General features: G+C 62.0%; 16 protein-coding genes. 1 reads left to right on the forward strand and 15 read right to left on the reverse strand.

Going from position 1 to position 19,722, the window contains the following annotated elements; genetic code table 11:
* Nucleotide 1: 1 nt before the first annotated feature.
* The 3 genes from ACA064_RS23895 to ACA064_RS23905 all read right to left on the reverse strand — a co-directional run bounded on the left by ACA064_RS23895 (nt 2) and on the right by ACA064_RS23905 (nt 3,463).
* Complete coding sequence (locus ACA064_RS23895) at nt 2-829, reverse strand: ABC transporter permease (protein WP_497670332.1); 828 nt, start codon at nt 827-829, stop codon at nt 2-4.
* A 3-nt stretch (nt 830-832) separates the two neighbouring features.
* The gene (locus tag ACA064_RS23900) at nt 833-1,792 is read right to left on the reverse strand and encodes an ABC transporter permease (RefSeq protein ID WP_497670333.1); all 960 of its coding nucleotides are present in this window, start codon (nt 1,790-1,792) and stop codon (nt 833-835) included.
* 69 nt (nt 1,793-1,861) lie between these two features.
* A complete protein-coding gene (locus ACA064_RS23905) occupies nt 1,862-3,463 on the reverse strand; it encodes an ABC transporter substrate-binding protein (protein ID WP_497670334.1) in 1,602 nt (533 codons plus the stop codon).
* Between the two features lie 176 nt (nt 3,464-3,639).
* On the opposite strand from ACA064_RS23905, the gene ACA064_RS23910 reads away from it, so the two are divergent.
* Nucleotides 3,640-4,080: an Rrf2 family transcriptional regulator gene (locus ACA064_RS23910; RefSeq protein WP_150645353.1), complete on the forward strand. Its 441-nt coding sequence runs from the start codon at nt 3,640-3,642 to the stop codon at nt 4,078-4,080.
* Nucleotides 4,081-4,321: 241 nt separating this feature from the next.
* Here ACA064_RS23910 and ACA064_RS23915 read toward each other — a convergent pair whose 3' ends face one another.
* The 12 genes from ACA064_RS23915 to ACA064_RS23970 form a co-directional block, all read right to left on the reverse strand.
* Nucleotides 4,322-4,801, reverse strand: coding sequence for an MFS transporter (locus ACA064_RS23915; RefSeq protein WP_497670335.1), 480 nt, complete (start codon nt 4,799-4,801; stop codon nt 4,322-4,324).
* Nucleotides 4,802-4,808: 7 nt separating this feature from the next.
* A complete protein-coding gene (locus tag ACA064_RS23920) occupies nt 4,809-6,224 on the reverse strand; it encodes an aldehyde dehydrogenase family protein (protein WP_497670336.1) in 1,416 nt (471 codons plus the stop codon).
* Nucleotides 6,217-7,407 carry a pyridoxal phosphate-dependent aminotransferase gene (locus ACA064_RS23925; RefSeq protein ID WP_497670337.1) on the reverse strand — a complete coding sequence of 397 codons (1,191 nt, stop codon included), beginning with the start codon at nt 7,405-7,407 and terminating at the stop codon, nt 6,217-6,219. Before ACA064_RS23925 ends, ACA064_RS23920 begins: the two co-directional genes overlap by 8 nt.
* A 24-nt stretch (nt 7,408-7,431) precedes the next feature.
* Entirely contained in the window at nt 7,432-9,045 is a 1,614-nt protein-coding gene (locus ACA064_RS23930; protein WP_497670338.1) for a 5-guanidino-2-oxopentanoate decarboxylase, read from the reverse strand.
* Between the two features lie 10 nt (nt 9,046-9,055).
* Complete coding sequence (locus tag ACA064_RS23935; RefSeq protein WP_497670339.1) at nt 9,056-11,155, reverse strand: acetate--CoA ligase family protein; 2,100 nt, start codon at nt 11,153-11,155, stop codon at nt 9,056-9,058.
* An 18-nt stretch (nt 11,156-11,173) separates the two neighbouring features.
* Nucleotides 11,174-12,334 (reverse strand): acyl-CoA dehydrogenase family protein, encoded by a 1,161-nt coding sequence (locus ACA064_RS23940; protein WP_150806378.1) that lies wholly within the window; start codon nt 12,332-12,334, stop codon nt 11,174-11,176.
* A 52-nt stretch (nt 12,335-12,386) separates the two neighbouring features.
* Nucleotides 12,387-13,178, reverse strand: a complete 792-nt coding sequence (locus ACA064_RS23945) for an enoyl-CoA hydratase/isomerase family protein (RefSeq protein WP_497670340.1) — start codon at nt 13,176-13,178, stop codon at nt 12,387-12,389.
* 363 nt (nt 13,179-13,541) lie between these two features.
* A complete protein-coding gene (locus ACA064_RS23950) occupies nt 13,542-14,954 on the reverse strand; it encodes an amino acid permease (protein ID WP_497670341.1) in 1,413 nt (470 codons plus the stop codon).
* Between the two features lie 211 nt (nt 14,955-15,165).
* Complete coding sequence (locus ACA064_RS23955) at nt 15,166-17,442, reverse strand: ATP-binding protein (protein ID WP_497670342.1); 2,277 nt, start codon at nt 17,440-17,442, stop codon at nt 15,166-15,168.
* Entirely contained in the window at nt 17,439-18,212 is a 774-nt protein-coding gene (locus tag ACA064_RS23960) for a substrate-binding periplasmic protein (protein WP_497670343.1), read from the reverse strand. The genes ACA064_RS23955 and ACA064_RS23960 overlap by 4 nt, the downstream gene beginning before the upstream one ends.
* 5 nt (nt 18,213-18,217) lie before the next feature.
* Complete coding sequence (locus ACA064_RS23965) at nt 18,218-18,940, reverse strand: response regulator (protein WP_497670344.1); 723 nt, start codon at nt 18,938-18,940, stop codon at nt 18,218-18,220.
* 91 nt (nt 18,941-19,031) lie between these two features.
* Nucleotides 19,032-19,679 carry a TetR family transcriptional regulator C-terminal domain-containing protein gene (locus ACA064_RS23970; protein WP_497670345.1) on the reverse strand — a complete coding sequence of 216 codons (648 nt, stop codon included), beginning with the start codon at nt 19,677-19,679 and terminating at the stop codon, nt 19,032-19,034.
* Between the last annotated feature and the right edge of the window lie 43 nt (nt 19,680-19,722).

A 19,722-nucleotide genomic window follows, 5' to 3' on the forward strand; every position in this document is an offset into this window, starting at 1 on the left:
TTCAGCACTCCTTGAGGCCGCTGGATTTGTGCAGCATCCAGTCGACGACGAAGTTGACGCTTACCGTAATCAACGCCACCGCCAGAGCTGGCAGCAGCGGGCTGATGTCGCCGAAGGTGATCAGCACCGCGTTGTCTCGGACCATGCTGCCCCAGTCGGCAGTCGGCGGCTGAATGCCCAGACCGAGAAACGACAGCGCACTGATAAACAGAAAGACGAAACAGAAACGCAGGCCGAATTCGGCAATCAACGGCGCGGCGGCGTTGGGCAACACTTCACGGGTCACCAGCCACCACAGGCCCTCGCCCCGCAGCCGCGCCGCCTCGACGAAGTCCTGAACCACCACGTTCATCGCCACCGCCCGTGACAGACGAAACACCCGGGTGGCATCCAGCAGTGCGATCACCAGCACCAGGGAGGTGGCCGTGGTGCCGACCACACTGAGAATCAGCAAGGCGAAAATCAGTTGCGGAATGGCCATCAGAATGTCCACCACCCGCGACAAGCCTTGATCGACCCAACCACCCTTGATTGCCGCGATCAAGCCGCTCAAGCCACCGAGCAGAAACGCCAGCACCGTGGTCAGAAAGGCGATGCCCAGGGTGTTGCGGGCGCCATACACCAACCGGCTGAACATGTCGCGACCGAGGTTATCGGTGCCCAGCAGGAACTGCCCGCTCCAGGGGGCAAAACCCTCGCCGACCACTTCGGTTTCGCCATAGGGCGCCAGTACCGGGGCGAACAGCGCCACCAGGATGTACACAACGATGACCAGAATCCCGAACTTCGCACTCAGCGGTGCCCGGGCCAGTTCTTTGAGCAGGCTCATGTTCTACCCCTTCGGATGCATCAGGCGTGGATTGCTGGCGATGGACAGCACATCGGCCGTGGTATTGAGCAGGATGTAGGTCGCGGCAAAGATCAGGCTGCAAGCCTGGACCACCGGAATATCGCGTTTGGCCACCGAATCCACCAGCAACTGACCGAGGCCCGGATAGACGAACACCACCTCGACCACCACCACGCCAACCACCAGGTACGCGAGGTTCAATGCCACCACGTTGACGATCGGCGCCAGCGCGTTGGGCAAGGCATGCCGGAAGATAATCCGTGACTGACTGATACCCTTGAGCCGGGCCATTTCGATATAGGGGCTGGCCAACAGATTGATCAAGGACGCGCGGGTCATGCGCATCATCTGCGCGATCACCACCAGGCTCAGGGTCGCCACCGGCAGCACCGAGCGTTCCAGCACCGTGCCGAAGGACGCATCCGGCGCCAGATTGGAAATGCTCGGGAACCAGTTGAGCTTCACCGCGAACAGTAGTATCAGCAGGTAGGCGACGAAGAATTCCGGGAACGACACCGCGCTCAGCGCCGTAGTATTGAGCAGGCGGTCGAACCAGCTGTTGCGATACAAGGCCGCGAGCATTCCCAGCACCAGCGCCAATGGAACTGAAACCAGCGCCGCCAGTGCCGCGAGACTGAGGGTGTTGCCCAACCGTGCACCGATCAGCTCGGCGATCGGCCGCTGGTTGGCCAGCGAGACCCCAAGGTCACCTTGCAGCAGCTGCCAGATCCACTGCACGAAGCGGGTTAACGGCGGCAGGTCCAGCCCCAATTGGGCACGGAAGGCCGCCACGGTTTCGGCCGTCGCCGACTGGCCGAGCATGGCCTGGGCGATATCGCCCGGCAGCATGCCGACCGCCAGAAAAATAATCACCGACACCGCAAACAGCGACAACAGGCCCAGGGCCAGACGCTGCAACAGCAGCTTGAAAATACTATTCACCGCAGAATCCTCCGAGATGGCGCAGGGATCGCCGACCTGCGTGCAGGCCGGCCATCAACGATCAGATGCTCAGGCTTGCCACCAGCGCTCGATGACCCGCAAGCCATCCAGTTCGCCGTAAGGCGCGGTGAGTCCGCCATGGCTGACGCGGTTCGACCGGGCGGCGACGGAGCTGGCGAACAACGGCACAATCGCCCCGCCATCGTCACGGCACAGCGCCTGCATTTCGTTGTACATCTCGCGGCGCAGCGGATCGTTCATCTCGCCCCGGGCGGCGTTCAGCAGCTGGTTGAAGCGCCCGTTGTCCCAGTGAGTTTCGTTCCAGGCAGCACCCTTGGCGTAACCGATGCTGAACATGCGGTCGGCGGTCAGGCTGCTGTACCAGAACGAGGTGGTGAAGGGTTGCTTCATCCAGACATTGGAGAAGAAGCCGTCCGCCGGTTCGCGCACCACATCGATATCGATCCCGGCCTGGCGCGCTTGCTCCTTGAACAACACCGAGGCGTCCACCGCACCGGTGTAAGCAGCGTCGGACGCTTGCAGGCGGACCTTGAGCGACTCGACGCCGGCCTTGCGCAGGTGGAAACGCGACTTGTCCGGGTCATAGCTGCGCTGCTCCAGCGCGGTATTGATAAAGCGGCTGCCGGGCTGGATCGGATGATCGTTACCGACCAGGCCATAGCCGTGCAGCACCGAGGCCAACAAGGTTTCACGGTTGATGGCGTGCTTCATCGCCAGGCGGATGTCGTTGTTCTTGAAGTCCTGGCTGTCGCACAGCATCGGGAAGGTGTAGTGCTGCGCGCCTTTGGTTTCTTCGATCACCAGATTCGGATTGCGCTTGAGCAGCGCCACGGTTTTCAGGTCGACCTTGTTGATCACATCGACTTGCCCGGTGACCAGCGCATTGACCCGCGCCGCGCCGTCGGCAATGCCGATCAATTCGGCGCTGGCGAAATGCGCCCGGCCGGGTTTCCAGTAATCGGGGCTGCGTTCCAGTGCCATGCGCACGCCCGGATCAAATGCCTTGAGACGGTAACCGCCGGTGCCGACCCCGGCTCGCCAATCGGCAACCCCATCCTTGCTCGGCATGATCACCAAGTGGTAATCGGCCACCACATAGGAGAAGTCGGCGTTACCCGAATGCAGCTCGAAGACCACCGAGTCGCTGCCCTGTGCGCGCACCTGGGCGACATCCCCGAGAACGGTCTTGGCCGCCGAGGTGGATTTCTCGCCCAAGTGGTGATTGATCGATGCTACGACGTCTTCGACGGTCAGGCTCTTACCGTTGTGGAAGGTCACGCCCTGACGCAGTTTGAAGGTCCAGATCCGCGCATCCGGCGACGACTCCCAGCTCTCGGCAAGCTCGGGAATCGCCGTACCATCCACGGCAATTTCGCTCAGGGTGTTGTACACCGCCGAGAAGCCGACGAAGGTGAAGGTGTCGCTCCAGGAACCCGGATCCAGCGAGTCGGTGGTGCTGCCACCCGCCAGGCCAAGGCGCAGCACGCCACCCGGCTTGGGCGTGGCTTCCTGGGCGAAGGCTCCGAACGGCAGGCCCATGGAAAACGCAGCGGCCACCAGCCCGGCGGCGGCGCTGTGTTTGAGGAAATCCCGACGAGGAAGGTTGCAGTCATGGATTGCTTGAGTAATCTTGTTTTTGTTATCGCTCATTGCATTTGCCCCTGATTAGTCGCAGAGAAAATGATTCGAAGATTTACCGAAGCTGCTAGTATTCATAATTGTTACCGTAACAAATACATTAACGACTTCACAACGTAAATTCCACGCCCTGACGGGTATTTTTCATCGATGGAATAATCCGGTTTTTACAGGGAGCCTTTCGCCTCATGAGCCAGTCGACCCGATTGATCACCGCTTCTTACATCCTGTCGTTCGTTGCCGCCAACGCACCGCAGAAGCTGCGCACCGAAACGATTGCCAAGTGGGTAAAGACCCACCCGACACGGGTGCGCAACCTGGTTTCGCAGATGGTCAAGGCCGACATTCTCAAGTCCTGGCGCGGCGCCAAGGGCGGGCTGACCCTGGCCAGGCCCGCGAATGAAATCACCCTGCGCGAGGTCTATGACGCGGTGCAGGAAAGCTCGCTGATCGCCGAGAAAATCGACAACCCGTTCTCCGGCATGGAAGACCATTGCAAGGTCTTCGAAGTGTTCACCCGGCTGTTCGCCATGCTGGAAAACAACATGCGCCTGGATCTTGGAAGCATCACCGCCGACCAGTTGTTCGTGGCCTTTGATACCCCATTGGAAAACCGCGATAGAGCTTGATTTGGCCCCATACATAGCAGCTGGCGCAGGCTGCGATCTTTTCGGTGGATAGCACAATCGCCAAGATCAAAAGATCGCAGCCTGCGGCAGCTGCTACGGGGGGATGGCGGACACCCACGATATTGCAGGTGCATGCGGTCGGCATAGGAGCTGGCCGACCCCGGATCCAGCCCTTGCTGACTGGCGTAAACCGGTGCCAGGCCATGGAAGGCTCCGGAAAGCAGCCCAGTCAGCAGGATCGTCAACAGCGCCTGGGGAATTCGTCGCACAAACCCCAGCGGTCGTAGCCGGGCCTGCGGTGTAACGCTGTTCCGCGGCAGGCCAGCACCCTGCCCCGCTGCCCGTTGGGGGCCTGCTCGTTGAGCCAGCTTTCCAGCACGATGTACATGGTCATCAGCGCCAGCCCGACCAGAAACCGTAACAGCAGCCAGAGTGCCAACCCGTTGCTGAAGTCATGGCCCAGGCTTGCCGCGATCGCCAGCGCACCGCACAAGGCAAAGGCCCGCACGTGACCCAGGCGGGCTACCAGCCAGTAGCCGCTGAGCCCGCCGACCACCAGCCCGAGGGCATTCACCGCCATCAACGAGCCAATCACCAACCCGCTATTGCCCAGCGCCACCATGCGCAAGGCGACCCAGGAATTGAGCAACCCCGCCGCCACCTGCAGCAGCAAGGTGGCCAGGTACAACGCCATAAAGGCCTGCGGCCCGCGCACGCTCATGGCGAGATCACACTTGCATCGCCTTCACTTCGACAAACTCGGCCAGCCCTTCTTCACCCCACTCGCGACCATTACCTGACTGTTTGTAGCCGCCAAATGGCGCCTGATAGTTGAACGCCGCGCCGTTGATAAAGCACTGCCCGGCGCGCATCTGCCGCGCCAGCCCGAGCCCACGCTCAGTGGTTCCGGCCCATACGCCGCTGGACAAGCCGAACGGCGAGTCGTTGGCGATTTGTATGGCCTGGGCTTCATCCGCATAGGGGATCAGGCACAGCACCGGGCCGAAGATTTCCTCCTGGGCGATGCGCATCCGATTGTCGACGTCGGCAAACAGTGTTGGCTTGAGGTAAAAGCCGCGCTCGAACTCGTCAGCCGTTTCACCGCCACACAGCAGCCGCGCGCCCTCTTGCTGACCGACTTGAATGTAGTCGCGCACGGTCCGACGCTGCGCCGCAGAACACATCGGGCCAAGGAAGCTCTGCGGGTCGAGCGGATCGCCCATGCGCAGCTTTTGCGTCTCTGCCAGGGCCAGCTCCAGCGCCTCGGCATAGCGGCTGGCGGGTAGCAGCATGCGGGTCAAGGCAGTGCAGGTCTGCCCGGAGTTGATCATTACGTCCTGCACGCCGTAGCGTACCGCCGCCGCCAGATCGGCATCTTCGCCGATCAGCAATGGTGACTTGCCTCCCAGCTCCAGACAGACCCGCTTGACCGAAGGGGCTGCCGCCTGGGCCACGCGGACGCCGGCGCCGGTGGAGCCGGTGAACGAGATCATGTCGACATCCGGGTGTCTGGCCAAGGCTTCACCGACCTTGGACCCGGGCCCGCTGACCAGATTGAATACCCCGGCCGGCAGACCGATGGCCTCGATCATCTCCGCCAGCAGGAAGGCATGCAACGGGGTTTCCTGACTCGGCTTGACCACCACCGTGCAGCCGGCCGCCAGCGCCGGCGCGAGTTTGCCGATCAACTGGTGCAGCGGGTAATTCCACGGATTGATAAAGGCGCAGACACCGACCGGTTCGCGAATCACCAAAGAGTTGCCGACCTCGCGCACCTCATCCATCAGCCCGGCGATTTCGATGTACTGTTCCAACCCGGCAATCGGCCCCTCGACCTGCACCGAGCGACACCATTGCACCGGCATGCCGAGCTCGGCGGTGATCACCTGCGCCATCTCGTCTGCCCGCGCCTGCAACTGCTCGACCAGTGCGCGGATATAAGCCGCACGCACGCTGGACGAAGTTCGCGACCATGCACCGAAGGCCCTTCGTGCCGCGGCCACGGCACGTTCAACGTCACGCTCATCGCCCAACGGTACCGAGCCTGCGACCGTTTCAGTGGCCGGATTGATCACCTCGGCCAGGCCCTGACCGGAAGGCGTTTGCCAGGCGCCGTCAATAAACAGCCTGCTGTAATTACCCATCGACCCGGATCTCCATCAATTCATTGGCGCAGCGAGCAATCCGCTGGCAGGCATCGCGCAGCGGCTCGGTGCCCAGTACCAGCCCCAGGCGAATATGCCCGGCGGCACTCGGGCCGAACGCTTCACCAGCCAGCACCGATACTCCGTGCCGGTCCAGCAGGCGGTCGGCGAAGGCCTGGGCGCTGAGCCCGGTTTCGCGGATGTCGACCATCACGAACATCCCGCCATCGGGTTTCAGCGCGCGCACTCCGGGGCAGTCGGCCAGGGATTCGCAGACCAGATCCCGGCGCTGGCGATAGGCCTGGCGCATGGCTTCGAGTTCCGGCAACTGGGTCTCCAGCGCGACTACCGCGGCGTCCTGAATAAAATCCGGGGAGCCATAGAGCATGCATAGCGCGAGATTTTCCAGATGCCCAGCGAGTGACGGTGGCGCGACCACCCAGCCGACGCGCCAGCCGGTCATGGCGTGGGATTTCGACAGGCTGTTGAGGGTCGCGGTGCGCTCGGCCATGCCCGGCAGACTGGCCGGGCTGATGTGTTCGCCGTCGAACAACAGCTCGCTGTAGACCTCATCGGAAATCAGCCACAGATCATGGGCAATGCACAGCTCAGCCAGTGCCTGCCAGGTTGTGCGCGGCAAGCTGGCGCCGGACGGGTTGTGCGGGCTATTGAGCGCCAACGCCCGAGTGCGCGGGGTAATGCGCGCGGCAACGTCTTCAGGCAACACCCGGAAGCCGTTCTCGGAGCGCACTGGCACCGGAATCACCACCGCGCCGCAGGCACCGAACACTGCTTCATAGGTGACGTACATCGGCTCGGCGACTATCACTTCATCGCCGGGATTGAGCACGCACTGGGCAACGCTGAACAACGCACATTGCGCACCGGCCAGCACCACCACCTGATCGGCATCGACCGGTTGGCCGCTGCGTTGCCGATGACGTTTGGCGATGCTCTCGCGCAGGGCACGCTTGCCGCGCACTTCGGCGTAATGGGTATTGCCCGCCAGCAGGCTATCGATGGCCGCTTGCACAATGGGCACCGGGGTATCGAAATCCGGGTCGCCCACCGACAGCAACAGAATGTCGTGGCCTTGTTCCTGAAGTGCCAGGGCGCGGTAATGAATCTCCCAGGCGGCGGCACCGTCACCGGCGATTCGTTGGGTCAGATTGGAAAAACGCATGGGGGTTTATTCCTTATTGATGGTTTAACCGACCAACGCACAGGCGTGCTTGAGCTCGATCAGGGTCACGCCGTTTCGTTTGAAGCCGGTACGCAGGTCGGCTTGCAGTTCGTCCAGGCTCTGGGGTTGGGTCACGGTGCAACCAAAGGCCCGGCCCAATGCGGCGAAATCCGGGTTACGCGGCAGCACACCAATCGGCTCGATATCCAGGCCGAGCATGTCGTCGCGGATCTGCCCCAGGGCATCGTTGTTCCACAGCAGCACCACCAGCGGGCTGTCCAGCTCTTCCACAGCGGTCGCCAGTTCTTGCGCGGTGTAGAGAAAACCACCGTCGCCGACCAGCACCAATCCGGGCCGGTTTGGCGCGCCGAACTTGGCGCCGATTCCCGCTGGCAAGCCATAACCCAAGGTGCCGTAACCGGTCGGGTGCAGCCAACTGCGCGGCGCCTTGCTGCTGAAGGCGTAGTTGCCGGTGTAGGCCAGTTGGGTCATGTCGCTGCTGATAAAGGCGTTGTCCGGCAATTCGGCCGAGACCCGGTCGAGGATCACCTGATGGATCGACTGCAAGGTGCCGTGCCCGGCCTTGACCGCTTTACGCAAGGTGTCGACTGCTTGAATGGCAGCGCTCGCATCGCGGGCCGATTCCGGCAGACGTTCCAGCAAGGCAGCGACCGTTTGCTGCGCATCGCCCTGCAAGGCCACCGCGCACGGGTAGAAATCATTGAACTTGCGCGAGTCGATATCCACCCGCAGCAGCTCGGCGTTCAGTGGCAGACGTTCACGCCAGTAATCGGTGTCGGCCATTTCGGTACCGACCGCGAGCACCACATCGGCCTGGGCGATCAGCTCCCAGCCGGGTTCCACACACAGGGTGGAACCCGCATTCAGTGGTGCATCCGGCGGCAACAAACCCTTGCCGGCGACGCTGCTGAAAAATGGCGCAGCCAGCCGTGTGCTCAACGCCTCGAGCGCCTGGGCGGCATTCAGCGCACCGCCACCGGCGATGATCATCGGCCGGCGGGCCGCCTGCAGTTTCGCCACCGCCTGATCCAGCACCTCGGCCGCCGGTACGCCGCGTCCCGGACGGCGCACTACTTCATTGCTCCAGTCACGCGTGACGGGCGCGGCCAGCACATCCAGCGGCACCGAAATATGCACCGGGCGCGGACGCTCGCTGTCGAACACCGCGTAAGCACGGGCGATCAGTTCGGGCAAATCCTCGGCACTCAAGGCCACCGCCGAGAACGCGGTGATCGGCGCGGTCATGGCGCGCTGGTCCTGGGTCTCGTGCAGGCAGCCCCAGCCTTTGCCAAGACTGGCCGTATGGTTGACGCTGGAAATCACCAGCATCGGGATCGAGTCGGCATAGGCCTGGCCGATCGCGGTCGCGGCATTGGTCACGCCGGGCCCGGTAATGATGAAGCACACCCCCGGCTTGCCGCTGACCCGCGCATAGCCGTCGGCCATGAAACCGGCCCCTTGCTCGTGCCGGGTCAGCACATGGCGAATGCCACTGCCGGGCAAGCCGCGATACAGCTCCAGGGTATGCACGCCGGGAATGCCGAACACGGTGTCGACGCCGTAATTGGCCAACAGGCGCACCAGGGTCTGGCCGCCGGTCAAGGTTTTGCTTTGCATGCTCAGATCCTCAGGCTTGGCCGAGGCGTATCAACGCATCGACCGCAGTGGTGCCTTGGGCACCGACCAACAATGGGTTCACATCGAGTTCGAGCAACTGCCCGGCGTTTTCACAGGCGTAGTCCGCCACAGCGCGGATCGCCGCCACCAGCGCGTCCAGATCCGCCACTTCGCGACCACGAAACCCCTGCAGCAAAGCGGCGCTGCGCAGGCTCAGCAGCGCGTTGCGAATGGCCCCGTCAGTGGTCGGCAACAACAGGCTGCGGCTGTCCTTGAGCAGTTCCACCAGAATCCCGCCGGCACCGATGACCAGCGCCAGGCCGAACCCGGTTTCGCGCTTGATACCCACGATCAACTCGGCCAATGGCGGGGTTGCCATGCGCTCCAGCAGCACCTGATCGAATGCGACCCCCGGTGCATAGGCGGCGATCCGAGCGCGCATCTGTTCCAGGGCGTCGCTCAAGGCTTGCGGATCGCGCAGGTTCAGTGCCACGGCTCCGGCTTCGGTCTTGTGCGGCAGTTCGGCGCTGACCGCCTTGAGCACCAGTGGATAACCCAGCGAATTCGCTGCGTTCAACGCCTCGCCCGGAGTGCTCAGCAAGCCTTGCGGAATCGGCAGGCCAAAGGCGCGCAATGCCTGTTTGGATTGCCATTCATCGAGCAGTTGCCCCTCGCCTTCCAGCGCCTGTGGACAAAGCGGCACCAGCGCCGACTCACCCAGCGCGAGCAAAGCCTGACGCTTGCGCTGATAACCGGCGATTCGGCCCCACGCCGCCAAGCCATCCTCGACGCCCTGCAATGCCGCCACACCGCGAGCATGCAGACGCTCGCGGGCGCTGGCCGGCAGCAATTCAGGAAAGGCCGAGGTGACGAAACCGCTCTTGCCGTGACGGCTCAACGCCGCGCAATACAGCTCCAGCAGCAGGTCACATTCCTTGCGTTCACCGGTGGCTTGCGAGGGGTAATCGAGCACCAGCACCGCGGCGTCGGCTTCAGTACGCAGGGCACTGTCGAGCATCTTGTCCAGCGCTTCGCGGTCACCCCAGATCGCCGTGGTGAAATCCAGCGGGTTGACCAGATTGGCGTAGCTCGGCAGCACTAGATCCAGTTCGAGCCGCTGGCTTTCATCGAGCCTGGGCAGGCTCAGATCGTTGCGTTCGGCATAGTCGGCAATCAACCCGGCATCGCCACCGGAACAGGCCAGAGCGATCAGGCTGTTGCCAGCCGGTAAATTGCCGCAGGCAGCGGCTTTCAGGGTTTCGACAAAACTCACCGGACCACTGACGCGAATCACCCCGAGGCGCTCGAACAGGCTGTCGTACAACACATCGGAACCGGCCAGGGAGCTGGTGTGACTGAGGGCCAATTCGGCGCCGATCTGCGACACCCCGGTTTTCAGCGCGATGATCGGAATACCTTTTTCCAGCGCCTTGTGTGCCGCGCGAGCAAAGCCCGGGACGTTCTTCAGCCCTTCCAGGTGCAGGCCGATCGCGGTGACGCGGGGCTCGTCGAGCAGTACATCCATCAGCTCGGCGATGCCCAGCTGCGCCTGATTGCCGACTGAAGCCATATAGGCCACTGGCAACGAGCGGTCACTCATGGACAGGTTGTAGGCGAAGTTGCCGCTCTGGGTCAGCACCGCAACGCCCCTCTCCACAGTCCTGCCGCCATGGGCCACCGGCCACAGGGCCGAGCTGTGCAGGTAATCGAGCAAGCCATAGCAGTTGGGGCCGAGCAAGGCCATGTCGCCGGCTGCCTGGAGCAGCTGGTCTTGCATCGCCTGACCTTCAGCGCCGGTCTCGGCGAAACCCGAGGCGTAGCAAATCGCCCCGCCCGCGTCCTTGGCCGCCAGTTCGGCGACGCAGGTCAAGGTCAGCTCGCGGTTGGTGGCAATGAATACCGCGTCCGGCCCGCACGGCAGTTCTGCCACGCTGGGCACACAGGGCACGCCTTCGAGGCTGTCGTGCTGCGGATTGACCAGCCACATCTGCCCTTGATAACCGCCCTCGGCACAGCGCTTGAGAGCACGGGCCATGCTCCGGCCGCCAATGAATGCCAGGTGGCGCGGCGCGAGCAGGCGTTTAAGGTTGTCGCGAATCTGTTGGGACATATCCGTTCTCCGACCCGATCAGCGCAGCAGCGGCCGCAGCAGTTCGCGGGAAATAATGTGACGCTGGATCTCCGAGGTGCCTTCCCAGATCCGCTCGATCCGGGCGTTGCGCCAGATACGCTCGACCGGACCTTCGTCCATCAAGCCCATGCCGCCGAAAATCTGTACCGCTTCGTCGGCCACGCGACCGAGCACTTCACTGGCGAACAACTTGGCCATGCCGGCTTCGCCGTCGGTCATGCTGCCCTGATCCATTTTCCAGGCGGTGTGCAGGGTCAAGAGTTCGGCAGCGCGGATTTGCGTGGCCATGTCGGCGAGCTTGAACGACACCCCTTGGTAGGTGCCGATGGGTTGGCCGAACTGTTTGCGATCCGCCGCCCATTGCAGCGAAACGTCCAGCGCCCGCTGGGCCTGACCGACACAGTTGGCGGCAACCATCACTCGCCCGGCGGTCAGCCAGGCGTTGGCCACTTCCCAGCCCTTGCCGACTTCGCCCAACACTTTGGAAGCCGGTACGCGGCAGTCGTCGAAGAACATTTCGTAGGTGTGATAACCGCGGTTGCTGACGCACTTGGGCCCACGGCGGATGGTCATGCCCGGCGTGCCTCGGTCGACCAGGAACGAGGTCACGGCGTTGCGTTGGCGACCGTTGTGTTCGTAGGTATCGGTCACGGCAAAGACAATCGCGAAATCGGCGTGCCCGGCATGGCTGATGAAGTGTTTGCTGCCGTTCAACACAAAGTCGTCACCGTCGCGCACGGCACGGGTCTTGATCGCATTGGCGTCAGAGCCGGCGCCCGGTTCGGTGAGCGCGAAACAGTCGATCTTTTCACCCTGGATGCACGGCAGCAGATAATCCTGAATCTGTTGGCCGGTGCAGGCCATGAGGATTTTCGACGGCCGCGCGACGAACACATGCAGCGCCCACGACACTTTGGACAGTTCGCGTTCGATCAGCGCCTGGGACAGGTAGTCGAGCCCGCCGCCGCCAACTTCTTCCGGCATGTTGAAGGCATAGAAACCTGCCGCCAGCGCCTTGCCGCGAATCTGTGCGGCGAGCTCCGGGGAAACTTCATCGGCGCGATCGACCGCTTCTTCATGGGGCAGCAGTTCCTTGGCAACAAAACTGCGAACCGCGTCCACCAACATTTCTTGTTCTTGGGTCAGCTGGAAATTCATAACGCTACCTGCTCTTCGATAATCGTTTTATTCGTGGGCTGCGACGCCGCATTTATTGGCCAATAAAGACCGGCGGGCGTTTTTCCATCGCCGCGCGCAAGGCCTCGGCGCCGTCTTGACTGCGACCACAGAGCAAACCGGCGGCGAGTTCCGCGCTCAGTTGTTCCGGCAGACTGCGCTGGGCGCCTTCACGCATCAGCTTCTTGGTCTGGGCAAAAGCGAAGGTCGGGCCGCTGGCCAGGCGCGCGGCCAGTTTGCCGGCCACGCTCAGCAGTTGCTCATCGGCGCAGACTTCACTGACCAGGCCAGCAGTCAGGGCGCGATCGGCACTCCAGAGTTCATCGAGGAACAACAGGCGCTTGGCCTGCTCGGTGCCGATCAGACGCGGCAGATGCCAGCTGGCACCGGCATCCGGCGAGTAGGCCATGCTGGTGTAACCGGCCTTGAACCGGGCGGACTGCGCGGCAAGGCGCAAGTCGCAGCACAGGGTCAAATCCATCCCGGCGCCGACGGCGGTGCCGTTGATCGCGGCAATGGTCGGTTTATCGAGGCTGTACAGACGGCTCATCAGGGCGTGGGCGGTTTCGGTCCAGCCGTAGCTTTCCAGCGCACCGCGGGCCTCGGCTTCGGCCCATTCGGCGAGGTCGGCACCGGCGCAGAAACTGCGACCGGTTCCGGTCAGCACGATCACCCGTACAGCCGGATCGGTGTTGAATTGATCGAGCAAGGCGTGAAGGCTTTTCAGCGTCGGAATGTCCAGCGCATTGCGCTGTGGCGCACGGTTGAGGGTGATCCAGGCAACGCCTGCTTCGACCTGACTGAGCAGAGAAGATTGAGTAGTCATACGAGTCCTCGAATTGTTGTGTTTGGCATGAGGGGGGAGCGACATGGCGACCATACTAAACGACTGTTCAGTAAGGCGGCAATCCTGCGGCCGGGGCGCCTGTAACAGCCTTAAAACCTAAATAACTGATTGTTTTAAAAGAGAATAATTAGATATTTCGAATACCCGCCGGAAAAGTTGTTACATCTTTGAACAACTGAATACGAGGCTATTTGCGAGGGTCTTGAGGTCGAGGAGATCCAATGTAGGAGCGAGCTTGCTCGCGATGGTCGTTAACGTTAACGCGTGCTGCCTGAGGAAACGCGTCAACTTCAAGTCCATCGCGAGCAAGCTCGCTCCTACAGTGTTTTTTTATTTGCAGGCTTAGACCGTCGGCAGTGTCTGCGCCATTGCCGCCTGGCGTTTGCCATTGGTCACGAAGTAAGCACCGTAGCAAATGGCGATAAAGCCAAAGCCCCAATACAGCGACGGACGCTGCGTCTCGTCCAGCGCCAGGAACACGAACAGCGAGCAGCACAGGGCGATGCACAGCAGCGGCAGGAACGGAAACCAGGGTGCGCGATATTTAAGATCACTGAGCTTGCCGCCTTCCCTGAGGTAGGCGCGACGGAATTTGTATTGCGCCAGGGCGATCACGATCCAGGTCACGGTACCGGCCATGCCGCTGACAGCCATCAGCACCATGAACAGGGTGTCGGCGGCAATGAAGCTGGTCAGCAGCGACACCAGGGCAAAGCACAGGGTGATGCTCAGCGCCCGCAATGGCACCCCGCGAGAACTCAAGGGCGAGAGGCTTTTCGGGGCCATGCCGGTTTTCGACATCGCCCAGAGGATCCGCGTCGAGGCGTACAGGCCGGAGTTACCCACCGAGAGAATCGCGGTGAGGATCACGAAGTTCATCAGGTCGGCGGCGTAAGGAATGCCGACCATGTCGAACACCTGCACGAACGGACTTTCCATCAAGCCGGCCTGTTGCCATGGGACAATGGCCGACAGCACCACGATGGCCAGCACATAGAAGATCAGCACCCGGAACACCACGTTGCGCACCGCCTTGGGGATGCTCTTCTCCGGCTGGTCGGTTTCGCCAGCGGCAACCCCCATGATTTCACAGCCCTGAAAGGCATAGACCACGGTCATCATCACCGCGAACACCGCCGACAGACCGTTGGGGAACAGCGAGTCGCCGATCAGGTTGGTCATCATCGGCGCCGGGGCGCCGCTGGTCAGTGGGATCGCGCCGAAAATCACCAGTACGCCAACGATGATAAAGCCGAGGATCGCCGCCACCTTGATCCCGGAAAACCAGTATTCCGCTTCACCGAAAGCGCGAGTGGCCAGGGCGTTCAGCCCAAACAACACCACCACAAAGAGTGCCGACCAATACCAGATAGGGATGTCCGGGAACCAGCGCACCATCAACATGCCCGCCGCGGTGAATTCCAGGCCGACCGTGGTCGCCCAGCTCATCCAGTACACCCAGCCGATCATGAAACCGGTGGCCGGTCCGATGTACTTTGTGGCATGGGTCTGGAACGAGCCGGACACCGGCATCTGCACCGACAGCTCGCCGAGGCAGACCATCACCAGGTACATCAGGAAGCCGGCCACCAGATAAGCCAGAATTGCCCCCATCGGACCGCCCTGGTTGATAGTGACGCCCGAGCCCATGAACAGCCCGGTGCCGATGACCCCGCCCAGCGACAGCATGAAAATGTGTCGGCTTTTCAAGGCACGGGTCAGCTGTATGCCTTTAGGTTCGATAGAATCGCTCATGACGGCACCTCTCAAGACTGGGAAAGGTGCGCGGCGGATGACAGGAGGTCATCACGCGGGGAAAGATCAGCTTTACGGCAGTTCATTATTATTATCTCCAATAAGCTTCGAAGACCGCGTCCGGCGCGGTTGTGCCGATTATTGGAAAGCCATGTAAGTTCGCGTTGAAGCTGAAGATCAAAGTTGTAAAAAGTCGTAACGATTTTGTATGTCAGGCGCTCAACACGTCCGCCAGCACCCCTTGCGAATCCTGCAACACCCCATGGAATCGGGGCACCAGTGCCTGTACCGCCGCAGTATCGTTGCTCAATGCAGCCTCCTCGAGGGCTCGCAAGACTTCGGCCAAGGCGCGAAAGCCCAATGAATCGCTGCTCCCGGCCAAACGGTGGGCCAAATGCGCAACCTCGGTACAGTCACCGGCTTCAATCGCCTCAGTAAGCGCCACGCGGTGCTGGGCAATCGAGTCGCGCAACACTCCCAGCAGGCCCTGCAGTTTCTGCTCGCCGAGCAAGCTGCGATGGGTGTGCAGTAACTGCCAGTCCATCAGTTGCCAGCCCCTCACATGAGTATCCGGCGCAGGTTCGGGCATGGGTGATTCACCGGCCAATGCCTGGCGCAGGTTTTCCAGCTTCAGCGGCTTGGCGAGAATGCCCTGCATACCGACATCCAGGTAGCCGCGAACCAATGCCGGCTGCACACTGGCGGTCAGGGCGAGAATGCGACTGTGTCGATTAGGTCCCGGTGCGCTGCGGATCAGCTTGCACAGTTCGACGCCACTCAAACCCGGCAGGTGCACATCGAGCAGGATCAACTCGAAGGACTGCCTGTGGCAGAGTTCCAGGGCTTGCTCGGCATCTTCCGCGAGGCTGACGCGATGTCCGTCGCGTTCCAGCAGGCCACTGACCACCTCGCGATTCAACGCCACATCTTCGACCACCAGAATGTTCAGAGCCTGAGTCGGCGCACTGGCAGGCGCGAGATTGGCAGCGACCAGGGCCGGTTGCAGGGTCAACTCGAACCAGAAGCAACTGCCCTGCCCCTCCTTGCTGTCGACTCCGATGCGCCCGCCGAGCAACTGCACCAGGTGTTTGCTGATGGCCAATCCCAGCCCGGTACCGCCATAACGCTGGGTCACGTCTTCGCTGGCCTGGGTGAAACGCTCGAAGATCTTTTCCTGTACCGACGCAGCGATACCGATGCCATTGTCGGTCACGCTGAACCGCAGGCGTTGCCCTGCGGGCTGGTCGCCCGCCGCCAGTAGCACGACTTCGACGGTAATCTGTCCGGCCTCGGTGAACTTGATGGCGTTGGCCATTAGATTGCTCAGCACCTGACGCAAAAACTGTTCGGCGCCATGGCAACGATCGACGACCCGCGGATCAACCCGACAATGCAGTTGCGTGCCATTGCTCAGCACTCGCGGTTCAAGCAGCGTGAGCACCTCATCGAGCAGTTGCCTGAGAGAGAAGTCGACCCGCTCCGGATGGCTTTCGCCCTCCTCCAGCCGGGCGAAATACAGCACTTCGTTGAGAATCGCCAGCAGACCTTCGCCGGCTTTGTACAGCGCTTCCAGGCGTTTGCCATCGCGTTCGTCGAGGCTGGCGCCGCGCAGCAATTGGGCCATGCCGAGAATGCCGTTGAGTGGAGTACGCAGTTCATGGCTCATGGTCGCGAGGAAGCGCGACTTGGCGAGGTTGGCCGCTTCGGCCTCCTCCTTGGCGCGCAACAGACTGGCCGTGCGCCGCTCGACCATTTTCTGCAATTCGTCGCGTTTGTCCTGCAGTGCCAGGCGGTCGCCTTCGCGGCGGTCGATATCCCTGAGAATCGCCCGGCGCATGTCATCCAGGGCGTGGGCCACGGTATCGATTTCGTCTTCGCTGCCGGTGCTGCTTTTGTCCAGGCGCAATGGCTCGTGCCAGTCACCGGCGGCGATGCGCCGGGCAAAGTCGGCCATGACCTGCAAGTGCCGGGTCACCAGCCGGTAAAATAACCCCGACAGCGCCACCGCCAGACCGCAGAGGAACACGCTCATCCATAACAGGCTGGTCAGCCCGGTGGCGTACAACCGGCGATACACCGCGCCCAGGTCGATACTGACTTCCAGCTCACCCAAATGCCGTGACGGCCCGGCCGGTGGCTGATAATTCAGCTGGAAACGCTCAATGCGCAGCGGGCCGACCGGCGCGGCGCTGCCTTGCAGCAGGTCGAAATCCGGGCTGCGCAAACGCACCCGGGCCACATCGGAAAAGTCCACCAGGCCGCGTAGTTGCACATTCAACTGCTCCTGATTGAGATCCCAAAGGCTGCGCTCCAGGCTTGCCAGGTAGCCCGCGCGGATCAACTCCATGCGCGAATCGATATCGCGCATTTCACGGCGGTACTCGAAATACAGCTGCACGGTGCTGGCGAGGATGGTGAAGCACAGGCTGAACAGCAGAATGAACAGCAGCAAGCGCCGTAACAGGCCGCCAGGACTGGCGCGGCTCATTGTGCGTCCGCCGGCAGTTTGATCATGTCGCGATAGGTGGCTTCGCTTTCGTTGAGCCAGCGTTCGATCTCGCCCGCGTCGACCATCCGCTGCAGTTCGGCGTCGATCGCCGGCATGCGCTCGGCCAGCGCAGAACGACGCGATACGGCGATCCGCAAATAGTCGACGCTCAATGAATTGGGCAAGGCCATGATGTCCGCGGCGCCCGGCAGGTTTTCCACAAGCAGCTGCCCGGTGCGCCGCTCCTGGGTGATGAAGTCGATCCTGCCGCGAATCAGCTTGCCGAAGTTCTGGCGACTGTCGGACACCCATTCGATATTGCCGTGCCGGGCGACGAAGCGATCGAAGTCCAGGCCATAGCTTTCGCCAAACAGCAGGCCGCCGCGGTAATTGCCGAGGTCTTCAAGCCGTTCGAACTTCACCGGGTGCTGGCGGTTGATGAACACCGCAACCTCTTCGCGCAATACCGGCACCGTCGAGAAGCGCATGCTCTGTTCACGCTGCGCCGTGCTGTAGGCCAGGACCACGTCGACCAGGCCTTCGGCGGCATCCAGCAGGCAGCGCTTCCAGTTGCCCAGCACGACGATCTCGACCTCGTAGCCCAGGTTGCCAAATAACCTCTTCACCACGCTGGGCGCCAGGCCGCGCACCTGCTTGCCGTCGCTCCAGGAAATCGGCGGGTAGACCGGATAATCGCAATAACGAATTTTCTCGCTCGCCACAGCCGTTGTGCCCGCCAGTGCCAGAAGTAACCAGAGCAGCCGCCACATAGAATTCAGGCAGCCACGCTGGCGGTGAACAGATAGCCGGCACCATGGATGGTAATGATCAATTGCGGCTCGGCGGGATCGTCATGCAACTTGCGCCGCAAGCGCCCGACCAGCACGTCGATGGAGCGGTCGTTGGGCACCCATTCACGGTTGCGGATCTGATCCATCAACTGATCGCGGCTCAGGGTATGCCCGCTGTTGCGCAGAAACACACTGAGCAACTGGAATTCACCATGGGTCAGTAAGGTTTCGCCACCGGCATGATCGATCAAGCGCCGGCGATCGGTATCCAATCCCCAGGCAGCGAACTGTTTGACCTGACGTGGCTGCACCGGTGCCGGTGTCGACTGCTGCAGCTGGGCATGGCGAACCCGACGCACCAGGTTCTTCGTCCGAGACACCAGTTCACGTGGATTGAGGGGTTTGATCACGTAGTCATCGGCGCCGCATTCGAGGCCGACGATGCGATCGATTTCGTCGTTGCGCCCGGTAATCAGGATGATCCCGACTTCCGAGCGCACCCGCAGCTCGCGGGTCAGGGTCAGGCCATCCTTGCCCGGAAGGCGGATGTCCAGCATCACCAGGTCGACAGCGTTGGTCGCCAGAAAGGTTTCGGCCAGTTCCGCCGTCGCGGCGCAGTGTACGTCATAGCCTTCCTGGGAAAGATAGGCGTGAAGGAGTTCGCGAATCAGCGGATCGTCGTCGACGATCAGTACCCGAGGAGTCATCGCTTGGTGTCCTGCATATGCCCGAAGGGCGCGTTTCTTATTAGAGTTTTCCAGCTTCAGCGGCAGAGAGTAGCCATTGCTGAACGAACGATCAACAGCCCTCTGTCTGCAGCCGGAAACGCTGGCGCCCGCCCGCCTGCAAACCGTCGACCCAGGCTTCGCAGATCTGGATGCCCTGGCTCGGGGTAAAGGTGCCGGGGTTGAGTCCCGACTCCAGCCACAAGCCGTCGAGCAGCGCGCTCAGGCTGATGGCGGCAAGGTCGGCATCGAAGGCTTCCCAGCCCTCTTGCCGAGCCAGATCGTAGAGCACCTGGCGCAATTCGCTGCGATATTCGCCATAGGAATGCTCATGGGCGAGGTTGATCGCTTCGGCGGTCTTTACCGCACCCCAGAATGCCAGCCAGGCATCCAGCAGTTGCGGATCCAGCAGTTCGGCCGAGAACGACGCGCGAAAAAATGCTGACAAACGCTCACGGGCATTCGGTGCCGCTTGCTCCATGGCGTCGCGTAACAGACTCATGACCCGCCCGGTGACCGCCATATAGGCCTCCGCCACCAGCTCATCCTTGCCGGAGTAGTGATGGCTGATCAACCCGACCGACACCCCCGCCTCAGCCGAGATCTTGCGGATCGAAGCCCCCTGGAAGCCATGGCGCTTGAGGCACACCAGTGTCGCCTCGATCAGGTTGGCCTTGCGCAACTCCGGCTCCATTCGGGAAAAGCGGGCTTCCTGGGTCATGGGGATCAATCTCCTTGGAACAGTCGTTGGGCTAGTCTTTTTG

Source organism: Pseudomonas sp. LBUM1658 (assembly GCF_059716055.1).

Bases quoted from the DNA above. Each gene is read 5' to 3' on its own strand.
- ACA064_RS23895 (WP_497670332.1), bottom strand. From the start codon at position 829: ATGAGCCTGCTCAAAGAACTGGCCCGGGCACCGCTGAGTGCGAAGTTC.
- ACA064_RS23905 (WP_497670334.1), bottom strand. From the start codon at position 3,463: ATGAGCGATAACAAAAACAAGATTACTCAAGCAATCCATGACTGCAAC.
- ACA064_RS23910 (WP_150645353.1), top strand. From the start codon at position 3,640: ATGAGCCAGTCGACCCGATTGATCACCGCTTCTTACATCCTGTCGTTC.
- ACA064_RS23915 (WP_497670335.1), bottom strand. From the start codon at position 4,801: ATGAGCGTGCGCGGGCCGCAGGCCTTTATGGCGTTGTACCTGGCCACC.
- ACA064_RS23920 (WP_497670336.1), bottom strand. From the start codon at position 6,224: ATGGGTAATTACAGCAGGCTGTTTATTGACGGCGCCTGGCAAACGCCT.
- ACA064_RS23925 (WP_497670337.1), bottom strand. From the start codon at position 7,407: ATGCGTTTTTCCAATCTGACCCAACGAATCGCCGGTGACGGTGCCGCC.
- ACA064_RS23930 (WP_497670338.1), bottom strand. From the start codon at position 9,045: ATGCAAAGCAAAACCTTGACCGGCGGCCAGACCCTGGTGCGCCTGTTG.
- ACA064_RS23935 (WP_497670339.1), bottom strand. From the start codon at position 11,155: ATGTCCCAACAGATTCGCGACAACCTTAAACGCCTGCTCGCGCCGCGC.
- ACA064_RS23940 (WP_150806378.1), bottom strand. From the start codon at position 12,334: ATGAATTTCCAGCTGACCCAAGAACAAGAAATGTTGGTGGACGCGGTT.
- ACA064_RS23945 (WP_497670340.1), bottom strand. From the start codon at position 13,178: ATGACTACTCAATCTTCTCTGCTCAGTCAGGTCGAAGCAGGCGTTGCC.
- ACA064_RS23950 (WP_497670341.1), bottom strand. From the start codon at position 14,954: ATGAGCGATTCTATCGAACCTAAAGGCATACAGCTGACCCGTGCCTTG.
- ACA064_RS23955 (WP_497670342.1), bottom strand. From the start codon at position 17,442: ATGAGCCGCGCCAGTCCTGGCGGCCTGTTACGGCGCTTGCTGCTGTTC.
- ACA064_RS23960 (WP_497670343.1), bottom strand. From the start codon at position 18,212: ATGTGGCGGCTGCTCTGGTTACTTCTGGCACTGGCGGGCACAACGGCT.
- ACA064_RS23965 (WP_497670344.1), bottom strand. From the start codon at position 18,940: ATGACTCCTCGGGTACTGATCGTCGACGACGATCCGCTGATTCGCGAA.
- ACA064_RS23970 (WP_497670345.1), bottom strand. From the start codon at position 19,679: ATGACCCAGGAAGCCCGCTTTTCCCGAATGGAGCCGGAGTTGCGCAAG.